Raw genomic sequence first — 11,430 nt, 5'->3', positions numbered from 1 at the left:
ACAGGATTTGAACCTGCGACCTCTTCGTCCCGAACGAAGCGCGCTACCAAGCTGCGCCACACCCCGAGTGGAACGAGAGGAAGCCTATCGCATGTCCGCGCCAGCTCCGAATCGGGTGGGGGCCTGGGCCCGCGATCCCTTCAGCGAAGCCTCTTCCGAGCGCGGGACCAGCGTCAACAGGCTGGCCTCCGGCAGACAGGCGAACCGTACGGGGGCGTACGGCGACGTGCCGAGCCCGGCGGAGACGTGCAGCCAGGTGTGCTCGCCCCACTGCGACGGGCCCTTGACCCGCTTGCGGTCGAGGCCGCAGTTGGTGACCAGCGCGCCGTAGAACGGGACGCAGAGCTGGCCGCCGTGGGTGTGCCCGGCGAGCACCAGGTCGTAGTCGTCCTGCGCGAACGCGTCGAGGATGCGGGGCTCGGGGGAGTGCGTGACGCCGATGCTGAGCTGGGTCTGCGGTCCGGGCTTGCCCGCGATCTTCTCGTAGCGGTCGCGCTTGAGGTGCGGGTCGTCGACGCCGGAGGCGGTCACGGTGACACCGGCGACGGTCGTGGTGTGGCGCAGGTGGGTCAGGTCCTGCCAGCCGCGCTCGGTCATGGCGGCGCGCAGGTCGCGCCACGGCAGGCCGGTGCCGTGCACGCGCTTGGCCTTGTGCGCGGGGATCAGGTAGCGGAAGGGGTTCTTCGGCTTCGGCGCGAAGTAGTCGTTGCTGCCGAAGACGAACATGCCGGGGAAGTCCAGCAGCGGCCCGAGCGCCCGCATCACGGTCGGGACGGCCTTGGCGTGCGCGAGGTTGTCCCCGGTGTTGATCACGAGGTCGGGTTCGAGCCCGGCCAGCTCGGCGACCCAGCGCTGCTTCTTGGTCTGGTTCGGCGTCATGTGCAGGTCGGAGATGTGCAGGATGCGCAGCGGGTGCGCGTTCTCCGGCAGCACCGGCAGCGTGGCGTGCCGCAGGGTGAAGCGCAGGCGTTCGATGCCCGCGGCGTAGCCGACCGTCGCGGCGCCGAGCGCCGTCGTCCCGAGGAGAATCCGACCGAACGTGTTCACCTCCCCGAGCCTACGGACCCTGTCCCTCGTCGCCGGAACGGGTGAGCCCCTTCACCGCGGGTAACCTCGCCGCCATGGCAGAGCTCAAGGCACGGTTGAAGGCCGACATGATCACCGCGCTCAAGGCGAAGGACAAGGTCGTCCTCGACACGCTCCGGATGGCGCTGACCGCGGTCGGCGCGGAGGAGGTCGCTGGCAAGGAGGCCCGCGAGCTGTCCGACGACGAGGTGCTCAAGGTCCTGGCGCGCGAGGCGAAGAAGCGCAAGGAGTCGGCGGAGGCGTTCGCCGCTGCCGACCGGGACGAGCTGGCGGCGAAGGAGCGCGCCGAGGGCGAGGTGCTCTCCGCGTACCTGCCCAAGCAGCTCTCCGACGAGGAGCTGACCGCCGTCGTGCGCGACGCACTGGCCGAGGTGACCGAGCAGGTCGGCGGCAAGCCCAGCCCGAAGCAGATGGGCCAGGTCATGAAGGCCGCCAACGCCAAGGTCGCCGGACGCGCCGAAGGCGGCCGCGTCGCCACCCTCGTCAAGGCCATGCTCAGCCAGTAGCCGCCGGGGAACCGGCTAGCCCGGCGGAGCGGGACCGCCGGTCTCGCCGCCGGGACCGGGGCCAGGACCCGGCGACGGTGGGCCGCTGGGCGGAGGTTCGGGCGCGGTGGTCGGCGCGACGCCGTTGCTCACCACGAGGGAGATCGTCTCGCCGGGCAGCGCCGCGCCGCGCGGGCTCTGGCTGAGCACGGTGCCCTTCGGCTTGAGGCTGTCCGTGCTGGAGGCGCTGACCTCGTAGCCCGCGTTCTTCAGCTTGGTGCGGGCGAAGCCCTCGCTCAGCCCGACCACGTTCGGCACCTTGGCCTCGTTGCCGCCCTCGGCGTAGCGGTCCTCGACGTCGGGCAGCCCCGCCGTGTCCATGTTTGTCATGATCCCCGGCGCCGACCCGATCCCGTTCATCGCGGCGAACCAGCTGCGCGCGGGTGATTTGCCGCCGTAGATGAAGGTTCCGGAGTTGCACGGTCGGGGCGGCGCGTTGCCCGCCGGATCGCACAGCGTCTTCGGCGACGGCGTGTCGTCGAAGGTGAACACCGCCCCGGCGAGCTGCGGGGTGTAGCCCAGGAAGCCCGAGGACTTGTGCTCCTGGGTGGTCCCGGTCTTGCCCGCCATCGGGCGGTTCCACCCGAACGCCCGCGCGGCTTCCCGCGCGGTCCCCGAGGTCGAGTCCTTGCTCATGCCCACGGTCAGCGCGTTGGCCAGCCCGGCGGGGACGACCTGCTCGCAGGCGTCCTCGCGCAGCGCGACCGGGCGGCCGTTGCGGTCGAGCACCTGCTCGATCGGGCTCGGCGGGCACCACATGCCCTCGCTGGCCAGCGTCGCGCCCACGTTCGCCAGCTCCAGCGTGCTGGTCGGCGTCGGGCCGAGGGTGAACGAGCCGAGGTTCTGCTCGGCGAAGAACTTGCCGATCGGCCGCTTCTTGGGGTCCTCACCGGCGGGAACCGTGCCCAGCGAGCGCAGGCCCAGCCGCACGGCCATGTCCACCGCCGAGGACACCGTCGTGCGCTCCAGCAGCGCGACGAAGCCGGTGTTCGGCGACTGCGCGAGCGCGTCCTGCAGCGTCATCCGCTCCGGGTACTTGCCCGCGTTCTGCACGCAGTACTTCTTCGCGCCCGCGGCCCCCGGGCAGCTCGCCGCGCCGCCCTTGAACACGTCGGAGACGTAGGTGCCCGGCACGGAGATCGAGTTGTTGATCCCCATGCCCTTCTCCAGCGCGGCGGCCGCGGTGAAGAGCTTGTAGATCGAGCCGGCGCCCAGGTTCTGCATCGCGTAGGGCAGTCCGAGCGTGGTCTGGTGCTCGTCCCGGTTGAGGCCGTAGGTGCGGTTCGCGGTGATCGCGACGACGCGGTGCTTGTCCTTGCCGGGCTTGACGATCGCCATCGCGTTGGCGACGTGGTCGGTGTCCGGCGGGACCTCGGCGTCCACCGCGGCCTTGGCCTTGGTCAGCGCGTCGCGGTCGAGCGTGGTCTTGATCGTGTAGCCGCCCCTGCGCAGGTTCTCCTTGGAGAAGCCCGCCCCCTCCAGGTACTTGATCACGTAGTCGCAGAAGTAGCCCGCGTCGCCCGTGCCGATGCAGCCGTTGGGCGGGGCGCCGATGTCCGGGCGCGTGCCGAGCGGGGTCTTCTTCTCCGCCTCCGCGACCTCCTTGGGGATGCGGTTCTGCTTCGCCATCTCGTCGATCACGACGTTGCGGCGGGCGAGCGCGCGCTCCGGGTGCCGCTCCGGGTTGAGCCCGCTGGGCTCGTTGACGATGCCCGCCAGCAGTGCCGCCTGCGCCACGGTCAGCTTGTCGGCGGTGGTGTCGAAGTAGGTCTTGGCCGCCGCCGCGACGCCGTAGGAGCCGTTGCCGAAGGGCACGGTGTTCAGGTAGCGGGCGAGGATCTCGTCCTTGCTGATCTTGTTCTCCAGCTGGAGCGCGATCCGCAGCTCGCGGAGCTTGCGCGCCGGGGACTGCTCCTGGGCCTTGGCCTGCTCGGACTTGGAGGTCGCGACCACGTGCATGAGGTAGTTCTTCACGTACTGCTGGGTCAGCGTCGAGCCGCCCTGCGCGACCTTGCCCTGGATCGTGTTGGTGATCAGCGCCCGCAGCGCGGCCCGCCAGTCGACGCCCTGGTGCTCGTAGAAGCGCTGGTCCTCGATGGCCACGATCGCGGCCTTCATCGTGGTGGCGATCTTGTCGGGCGCCACCAGGACCCGGTACTGGTCGAACAGGTGCGCGAGCGGGTTGCCGTTGGTGTCCAGGACCGTGGTCAGCAGCGGCGGGTCCTTCTGGACCAGGTCGGCCGATGTGCTGTCGACGGTGTCGCTCGCGCGGTTGGACACCACGCCGATGGCGCCGACCGCGGGGAAGAGCACCCCGGCGAGCAGAACGCCCGCCAGCAGGCACAGGCCGACGAGCTTGAAGACCGCACGGCGAACAGGCACGCAGCCCAATGTACGCGTGGCCCGGATGGAGCAGTGACCGCGAACACGTTCCGGTGACCGCAGATAACGGGTGGGCAAACGCCACTTGGAAGCTGGAACCGCGAAGCTCTACAGTCCGTCAACGTCTCACGACTGCGAAACCGGTCAACGTGTTATGCCTCTGTGACGCGTCGGTTCTCGCAGCTCGGCACCGGGGGGTGCCGGGTCAGGTCGCGACGACGGTACTGAGGAGCTGGGGGAACATGATGTTCAGCCAGGGGGACTGGCGGGTTGACGCGTCGTGCCGCGACGAGGACCCGGACCAACTGTTCGTTCGAGGCGCTGAGCAGCGCAAGGCCAAGACGGTCTGCATGGGCTGCCCGGTGCGCACGGAATGCCTCGCTGAAGCGCTCGACAACCGCATCGAGTTCGGTGTCTGGGGCGGGATGACGGAGCGGGAGAGGCGCGCGCTGCTGCGCCGTCGCCCCGACGTCGACTCGTGGGTGGAACTGCTCGATGAGGCCAGGCGCGAACGCCAGGTCAGCTAGTACGGCTCACTCGCCGGCCAGCCGGTGGCCGATCTCGCGGAGTCCGTCGAGGTCGTGCACGTCGGAGGGCAGCGCGGGCACGCCGACCAGCGCGACGGCCGGGTGCGCCCTGGTGAACCGGGAGAGCGTCCGCTTCTCCCGGTCCGCCACGGCCACTCGGTCCGCGTGCAAGCGCAGCACCGCGCTCGCCAGCGGTGCCGAACCCGCGCGTTCGAGGTCTTCGGCCGCGGCGAGCGCTCGTGCCGCGGGGAGTTCGGCGAGCACCGGGTGCGTGCGGTTGACCACGAGCCCGGCCAGCGGCATCTCGTCCCCGCCGAGCCGGTCGACGAAGTAGGACGCCTCGCGCAGCGCGTCCGGCTCCGGCGCGGCGATCACCAGGAAGGCCGTGCCCGGCGAGCGCAGCAGCTCGTAGGTGGCCTGCGCGCGCTGGCGGAAGCCGCCGAACATGCTGTCGAAGGCCTGCACGAACGCGGAGGCGTCGGCGAGCAGCTGGCCGCCGATGATCGTCGAGACGGCCTTGGTGAAGAGGCCGAAACCCGCGCCCACCAACCGTTTCAGTCCCAGTCCGCCCGCGCGCGCCGGAGCGGAGAGCATGCGGATGATCTTCCCGTCGAGCACCGTGGACAGCCGCTGCGGCGCGTCGAGGAAGTCCAGCGCGGAGCGGCTCGGCGGGGTGTCCACCACGACGAGGTCCCACTGGTCGTCGTGCACCAGCTGGCCCAGCTTCTCCATCGCCATGTACTCCTGCGTTCCGGAGAACGACGAGGAAATGGTCTGGTAGAAGGGATTGCTCAGGATCTGTTGCGCGCGTTGGCGTCCGGCGTGCGCGAGCACCATGTCGTCGAAGGTGCGGCGCATGTCCAGCATCATCGCGTGCAGCTCGCCGCCGCTGTCCGCGCCGAGGTCGACCGCGCGCGGGTGGTTGCTCAGCTCGCTGAGCCCGAGCGACTGCGCCAGCCTGCGGGCCGGGTCGATGGTCAGCACGACCACCCGCCTGCCCCGGCTCGCCGCGCGCAGGGCCAGCGCCGCCGCCGTGGTGGTCTTGCCGACGCCGCCGGAGCCACAGCACACCAGGATGCGCGTGTCCGGGTCGTCGATCAGCTTGTCGACGTCCAGCAGCGGTGGACGGGTGCGCGCGCTCACCGCACGCCCTGTTCGCCGAGCAGTTCGGCCAGCTCGTAGAGGGCCCCGGTGTCCACGCCGTCGGTCAGCTCCGGCAGCTCCAGCGACGGCAGGTCGACCGCGTCGAGGTCGGCGCGGGCGCGCTGTTCGGCCTGGACCCGGATCGCGTGTTCCACCGTCTCCTCCACCAGCCCCTCCACCACATCGGTGTCCAGATCGAGCCCGGCCTCGGCCAGGCCGGCGCGCACCCGGCCGGCGTCGACCCGCCCGCCGGCCGCCGCGCTCATCGACCTCGCGGACAGCCGGGGCGGGCGCACCCGGTTGGTGATCACCGCGCCCGGTCGCAGGTCCGCCGCGTCCAGCTCGGTGACCGCGTCCAGGGTCTCGCGGACCGGCATCTCCTCCAGCAGCGTGACCAGGTGCACCGCCGTGTCGCCGGAGTGCAGCAGCCGCACCACGCCGTCGCTCTGCGAGCGGATCGGGCCGACCTTCGCCAGGTCCGCCATGGCCTTGGTGACGTCGAGGAACTTCACCACGCGACCCGTCGGCGGGGCGTCGAGCACAACGGCGTCGTAGACGTGCCTGCCGCCGGAGTCGGTGCGCCGCACGCACTCCTTGACCTTTCCGGTCAGCAGGACATCGCGCAGGCCCGGCGCGAGCGTGGTGGCGAACTCGATGGCGCCCATCTTGCGCAGCGTCCGCCCGGCGAAACCCAGGTTGTAGAACATCGACAGGTACTCCAGCAGCGCCGCCTCGGCGTCCACCGCCAGCGCGCGGACCTCGCCGCCGCCGGGGGCCGCGGCGATGCGCTCCTCGGAGTAGGGCAGCGGCGCGGTGTCGAAGACCTGCGCGATCCCCTGCCTGCCCTCGACCTCGACCAGCAGCACCCGGCGCCCGCCGGAGGCCAGTGCCAGCGCGAGCGCGGCGGCCACCGTGGTCTTGCCGGTGCCCCCCTTGCCGGTGACCACGTGCAGGCGCGCGCGGCTCAGCTGGTCGGTCCACCGGTTGGGGCTCGTCACACGATCAGCGTATGCGGGCCGGACGCGGACTGCCCGTGCTCAGCCGACCATGGTGAGCGTCAACACGATCAGCACCACGAATGCGACCAGGGCCCACGCGATCGTTTCGGGCAGCACCGTGGCGACGAGCGCGGTGACCACCGACAGGACCGCGAGCGCGATCAGGCCGGTCTGCGTCACCTGCGCGCGGGTGCTGTGCTTGCGGTCGCGGACCTGCGCCATCGCCACCAGTACCAGCACCAGCCCACCGAGCGCGAACACACCGGTGGCGATCATCCGCCAGGTCTCCACCCGCCAACCGTAGCGCTCCAAGATCCCGGTTGGGTGGCGTTCGGGTCGCCATTGCCCCTTGTGGTGGTGGCGGGCGGGGGTGCGGCGGGCGGTTAGGCTGCCTGCCATGACGAAGTGGGAGTACGCGACCGTCCCACTGCTGATCCACGCCACCAAGCAGATCCTGGATCAGTGGGGCGTGGACGGCTGGGAGCTGGTGACGGTCCTGCCGAACCCGAGCGGCGAGCAGCACGTCGCCTACCTGAAGCGACCGAAGGGCGAGTAGAGAAGTGGCTGACTGGAAGCAGCGCCTGGCCGAGCTCGGCCTGAAACTGCCGGTGGTGGCGGCCCCCGTCGCGGCGTACGTGCCCGCGGTGCGCACCGGATCGCACGTGTTCACCTCCGGCCAGCTGCCGTTCGTCGACGGCGCGCTCGCCGCGACCGGCAAGGTCGGCGCCGAGGTCGGCCCGGAGGAGGCCAAGGAGCACGCCCGGCTGTGCGCGCTCAACGCGCTGGCCGCGGTCGACGCGCTCGTCGGCGTCGACTCCATCGTGAAGATCATCAAGGTCACCGGCTACGTGGCCTCCGCGGAGGGCTTCACCGGCCAGCCCGCGGTGATCAACGGCGCTTCCGAGCTCTTCGGTGAGATCTTCGGCGAGGCCGGCGCGCACGCCCGTGCCGCCGTCGGCGTCGCCGAGCTGCCGCTGGGCGCCCCGGTCGAGGTCGACCTGATCGTCGAGATCGCCTGACCGAACAGTTGTGCGCTGAATGACTCATTGAGGTACTTCAGCGTCCTGAATGAGTCATTCAGGGAACTCAACGCACTGAACGAGGCATTCGCGCCGGGCGCGGAGCCAGGACACGACGAAGGCGGCGCCGGATCGCTCCGGCGCCGCCTTCGTACTCAGGACGGGAGCGCGTGCAGCGCGGCGATCAACCGCACCCGCTGCTCCGGCTCGATCCTGCGGTACGGCCGTGCTGCCACACGGCCGGTCGCGGCCTCGATCCGCCTGCGCACCGGATCACTGCCGCGCAACGCGCGCACGCCCTCGGCGGTCAGGCCCTCCGCCTGCCAGGCGGCCGCGTGGGAGTCCGCCCGGTGGTACCGCAGCGCGCCGAGCCGGTCGAGCAGCCTGCCAGCCGCTGGACCCGCCGGGTGGCGCGCAGCGAGCGCGTCGAAAACCAGTCCGGCCGAGGTGCCGGAGGCACGGTCGACCACGTGCTCCACCATCGCCAGCTGCTCGGTGGGCTCACCCCACAGTTCGGTCGCGGCGGCGTCAAGCCGTTGGGACACATCGGAAAGAAGCTCGCGGGAGCGCTCGGTCAGCGCGACGCCGTCACCGCGCCGCAGCAGCCAGCCGTCGCCGACGAGCATCTCCAGCGCGAAGTCGAGCTTGGTCTCGTAGCGGTGCACCGCGCGCACCAACGACATCGGCACCACGCCGTCCAGGAGCGGGCGGCGGATGTCCACCAGCAGTTCGGTGTGGCACGGGAGGTCGCTGATCCTGTTGCGCACGGCCGGGATCAGCCGGTCCAGCTCCTGCGCGGCGAGCTGCCCGGTGAAGCACGCGTCGGCGGCGTTGAGCGCCTGGCTGGAGGAGGCGATCAGCTCGGGATCGGCGTCGGAGGCCAGCCGCAGCCGCAGCGCCATCGCGAAGTGCGAGCGCGCGATCTCCCAGTTTCCCGTGTCGTAGTGGCACTTCCCGGCGTGCTGGAAGGCGAAGTACTTGCGGGCGTTGAGACTTCCGATGCGACCGCTGTCCTCGATGCAGCGGTCGAACTCCACCAGCGCCTCGTCGAAGCGGCCCTGCCACTGGAACACGTGCGCGAGCCGGATGCGCGCGAACACCGCGTCCTCGTCCCTGCCGTGCCGCTCCGCCAGCTCCAGCGCCGCCGTCAGGTGCTGCTCGGCGATGTCGAGCCTGCGCAGCATCCTGGCCGCGGTGCCGATGCGCGTGTGGTGCTGGCGCGCCTCACCGACCTCGGCGGGCAGCGGTTCGGCGAGCGCCCTGCGCAGCCAGGCCGACGCCGCGGCGGGATCGTCGAAGGAGTCCTGCAACGTCTCGTCGTCCATGCTGAACGCGAGCGTGTAGAACTCGATGTGAGGCGGAGTCACGAAGCTCCTCTGTGGACGGTCCAGGTGCCTCTTCGTGGGGTAGATCGCCCGGGACCGCCCCCGGTGTTACTCCGCTCACCCGGCCCGGTGACGAACCTCGTGCAGCAGCCGTTGCAGGTGCAGTCCCCTGCGGACGTCGCACGGGTGCGACGGCGTGCCGCTGTGGATCATCGCGAGGAAGTCGTCGAGCAGCGCCGTGTAGCAGTCGGCGCCGGTGGTGTTGTTGTTGGCCAGCTCGCGGTAGCCGTGCTCGCCGTAGACCGAGATCTGCCACAGGGTCGGCCGCACCGGCATGCGCATCGACATGCTCGCCGTGCTGACCGCGCCACCCGTGTGGCCGAACATCACGTGCCACAGGTCGGTCGCGGGCTCGTGCTTCGCCGCGAGCACGTCGGTGATCTCGCCGAGCGCGGCGTCGAGCAGGTCGAACATGTGCGGGCCGATGTCGGCGAGCGCGCCGCCGCTGTGCCGCCACGCGGACTGCGAGTAGTCGCCGCCGAGCAGCGCGCCGGAGAACCACTTCGCGCCGCCGCCGGTCCACTGCCCGGCGCGCGCGATGCCCGCGAGCCATTCCTGGGTCTCGGCCGCGAAGCGCCGCGTGAGCACGACGAGCGAGACCACCCCGGCGCCCTCGACGGCGTCGGCGAGGCGCTCGGCCTGCTCCAGCGAACCCGCGATCGGCTTCTCCAGGATCACGTGCTTGCCCGCGGTGACGGCGCGCAGCGCGAGTTCGCCTTGCACCTCAGGGGGAACCGCGAACGCCACAGCGTCCACAGTGGACAGAAATTGGTCGAAGTCCTCGTACGCCTCAGCGCAGTACGGACTCGCGAGCTCCCGTCCCGCTTCGAGGCGGCGGGTGTGCACGGACGTGAACCGGATTCCGGGGTGGTCGGCGAGCAAGGGCGCGTGAATCGCGCGAGCCCAGGGTCCGGCGCCGACCAGACCGGTCCGGAGGTGTTGTTCCACCCAGCTAATCCTGCCCGGTCACCGCGTGTCCTTAAACACGCTGACCGGAACGCGGATCTCGACACCGCGCGAGAAGCGCAGAACAGCCGCGTCTGCCAGCCATTCCACCCGCATCTCGGCGGCCGGGCCCCAGCCCGCCGACACCTCGACGACGTGACCGCGAGTGACGTCCCCGCCACTGTTGCGCCCGAGCCACACCGCGTCGGAGTCGCCGCCGAGAACGCGAGAAGTTCGCTTGATCGCGGCGGCGTGGCCCGAGTAGCCGCCCGCGGACGCCACCTCGGCCGGGGCGTCGTGCACCGTGCCGGTGCTCGTCGTCGGCAGGAACAGCAGCAGCGCGGCGACCACGGTCATCACCGTGCCGACGAGCGCGCCGAGCACCACCGAGACGATGTTGGCCAGGCAGCCGAACGCGGCCGGTCGTGCGGGGCGCGCGACGGAGATCTGCTCGGCTTCGTGCTGGTCGGGCATGGGGGACACCCTAGGCTGCTGGGATGCCCGAGCTCCCAGAGGAACTGACCCTGCCGAAGGGCTACGTCGCGGACAACCCGCCCGAGGTGCCCGCCCCGGCCAAGGACTCCGCGACCGTGGTGCTGCTCAGGGACGCCCCGGCCGGCATCGAGGTCTTCCTGCTCCGCCGCGTGCTGGGGATGGCGTTCGCGGGTGGCATGACCGCCTTCCCAGGGGGCGGCCTCGACGGGCGGGACGCGGACACGTCGGTGGCGTGGGCCGGGCCCGAGCCCGCCTGGTGGGCGCGCCAGTTCGGGTGCACGCCGGAGAAGGCGCGCGCACTGGTGTGCGCCGCCGTGCGGGAGACCTTCGAGGAGGCGGGCGTCCTGCTCGCCGGGCCCGACGAGCACAGCGTTGTCGGCGACACGAGCCGGTACGCCGAGTACCGCGCGGCGCTGGTCGGACGCCAGGTCTCGCTCGCCCAGTTCCTCGCCGAGGAGGGCCTGGTGCTGCGCGCGGACCTGTTGCGCCCGTGGGCGAACTGGGTGACTCCGATCGACGAGCCGCGCCGCTACGACACCCGCTTCTTCATCGCGGCGCTGCCGGAGGGCCAGCGGGCGGACGGCGTCACCACCGAGGCCGAGGACGTGGAGTGGTGCACGCCCGCCGAGGCGCTGGCCGCGTGGCGCGAGGGGCGCCGAGGGCTGCTCCCCCCGACCTGGATGACCCTCGCCGAGCTGGCCGAACACGCCGACATGGCCTCCGCGCTCGCCGAGGACCGGACGATCGACAAGATCATCCCGAGGGTGGTGCGGGAGGGCTCGGTGATCCGCGCGGTGCTACCGGGCGACCCGCGCTACGACGCCGCTCCGGCCCACGTGGACGCCGAGCCGGGCGACCGGATCGAACGCTGACGTTCGTCACATCCGCGCGTGACCCCGATCCGC

Annotated in this window: 13 protein-coding genes; 5 read left to right on the top strand and 8 right to left on the bottom strand. The window is 71.3% G+C overall.

The window, feature by feature from the left end:
- Window positions 1-84: 84 nt before the first annotated feature.
- Window positions 85-1,047 (bottom strand): metallophosphoesterase, encoded by a 963-nt coding sequence (locus CCN37_RS21475; RefSeq protein WP_086823916.1) that lies wholly within the window; start codon window positions 1,045-1,047, stop codon window positions 85-87.
- 74 nt (window positions 1,048-1,121) lie between these two features.
- Here CCN37_RS21475 and CCN37_RS21470 point away from each other — a divergent pair, with 74 nt between their 5' ends.
- Window positions 1,122-1,592, top strand: coding sequence for a GatB/YqeY domain-containing protein (locus CCN37_RS21470; RefSeq protein WP_086823938.1), 471 nt, complete (start codon window positions 1,122-1,124; stop codon window positions 1,590-1,592).
- Window positions 1,593-1,607: 15 nt separating this feature from the next.
- Here the strand turns inward: CCN37_RS21470 and CCN37_RS21465 are convergent, their stop codons facing one another.
- Window positions 1,608-4,013: a transglycosylase domain-containing protein gene (locus tag CCN37_RS21465; RefSeq protein ID WP_086823914.1), complete on the bottom strand. Its 2,406-nt coding sequence runs from the start codon at window positions 4,011-4,013 to the stop codon at window positions 1,608-1,610.
- Window positions 4,014-4,255: 242 nt separating this feature from the next.
- On the opposite strand from CCN37_RS21465, the gene CCN37_RS21460 reads away from it, so the two are divergent.
- The gene (locus CCN37_RS21460; RefSeq protein WP_210408142.1) at window positions 4,256-4,540 is read left to right on the top strand and encodes a WhiB family transcriptional regulator; all 285 of its coding nucleotides are present in this window, start codon (window positions 4,256-4,258) and stop codon (window positions 4,538-4,540) included.
- Between the two features lie 6 nt (window positions 4,541-4,546).
- Here the strand turns inward: CCN37_RS21460 and CCN37_RS21455 are convergent, their stop codons facing one another.
- The 3 genes from CCN37_RS21455 to CCN37_RS21445 are packed head-to-tail and all read right to left on the bottom strand — an operon-like array spanning window position 4,547 to window position 6,972.
- The gene (locus CCN37_RS21455) at window positions 4,547-5,683 is read right to left on the bottom strand and encodes an ArsA-related P-loop ATPase (RefSeq protein ID WP_086823912.1); all 1,137 of its coding nucleotides are present in this window, start codon (window positions 5,681-5,683) and stop codon (window positions 4,547-4,549) included.
- Complete coding sequence (locus CCN37_RS21450; RefSeq protein ID WP_086823910.1) at window positions 5,680-6,681, bottom strand: ArsA-related P-loop ATPase; 1,002 nt, start codon at window positions 6,679-6,681, stop codon at window positions 5,680-5,682. The genes CCN37_RS21455 and CCN37_RS21450 overlap by 4 nt, the downstream gene beginning before the upstream one ends.
- A gap of 39 nt (window positions 6,682-6,720) precedes the next feature.
- Window positions 6,721-6,972: a hypothetical protein gene (locus CCN37_RS21445; protein ID WP_086823908.1), complete on the bottom strand. Its 252-nt coding sequence runs from the start codon at window positions 6,970-6,972 to the stop codon at window positions 6,721-6,723.
- Window positions 6,973-7,078: 106 nt separating this feature from the next.
- Between CCN37_RS21445 and CCN37_RS21440 the strand changes: the two genes are divergently transcribed.
- A complete protein-coding gene (locus CCN37_RS21440) occupies window positions 7,079-7,237 on the top strand; it encodes a hypothetical protein (protein ID WP_086823907.1) in 159 nt (52 codons plus the stop codon).
- A 4-nt stretch (window positions 7,238-7,241) separates the two neighbouring features.
- Window positions 7,242-7,700 (top strand): RidA family protein, encoded by a 459-nt coding sequence (locus CCN37_RS21435; RefSeq protein WP_086823886.1) that lies wholly within the window; start codon window positions 7,242-7,244, stop codon window positions 7,698-7,700.
- A gap of 155 nt (window positions 7,701-7,855) precedes the next feature.
- Here the strand turns inward: CCN37_RS21435 and CCN37_RS21430 are convergent, their stop codons facing one another.
- The 3 genes from CCN37_RS21430 to CCN37_RS21420 all read right to left on the bottom strand — a co-directional run bounded on the left by CCN37_RS21430 (window position 7,856) and on the right by CCN37_RS21420 (window position 10,504).
- Window positions 7,856-9,067, bottom strand: a complete 1,212-nt coding sequence (locus CCN37_RS21430; protein ID WP_086823883.1) for a hypothetical protein — start codon at window positions 9,065-9,067, stop codon at window positions 7,856-7,858.
- A gap of 75 nt (window positions 9,068-9,142) precedes the next feature.
- On the bottom strand, window positions 9,143-10,033 hold the full coding sequence (locus CCN37_RS21425) for a Gfo/Idh/MocA family protein (RefSeq protein WP_086823881.1): 891 nt from the start codon (window positions 10,031-10,033) through the stop codon (window positions 9,143-9,145).
- 18 nt (window positions 10,034-10,051) lie between these two features.
- On the bottom strand, window positions 10,052-10,504 hold the full coding sequence (locus CCN37_RS21420) for a hypothetical protein (protein ID WP_086823879.1): 453 nt from the start codon (window positions 10,502-10,504) through the stop codon (window positions 10,052-10,054).
- Window positions 10,505-10,527: 23 nt separating this feature from the next.
- Here CCN37_RS21420 and CCN37_RS21415 point away from each other — a divergent pair, with 23 nt between their 5' ends.
- The gene (locus CCN37_RS21415) at window positions 10,528-11,397 is read left to right on the top strand and encodes an NUDIX domain-containing protein (RefSeq protein WP_086823878.1); all 870 of its coding nucleotides are present in this window, start codon (window positions 10,528-10,530) and stop codon (window positions 11,395-11,397) included.
- Window positions 11,398-11,430 lie beyond the last annotated feature (33 nt).

The organism is Allokutzneria sp. NRRL B-24872 (assembly GCF_002155965.1).
In the GTDB taxonomy this organism is placed as follows: domain Bacteria; phylum Actinomycetota; class Actinomycetes; order Mycobacteriales; family Pseudonocardiaceae; genus Allokutzneria.
The sequence above is the reverse complement of the archived record's forward strand: the minus strand, read 5'-3'. Positions and strand labels throughout refer to the sequence as shown.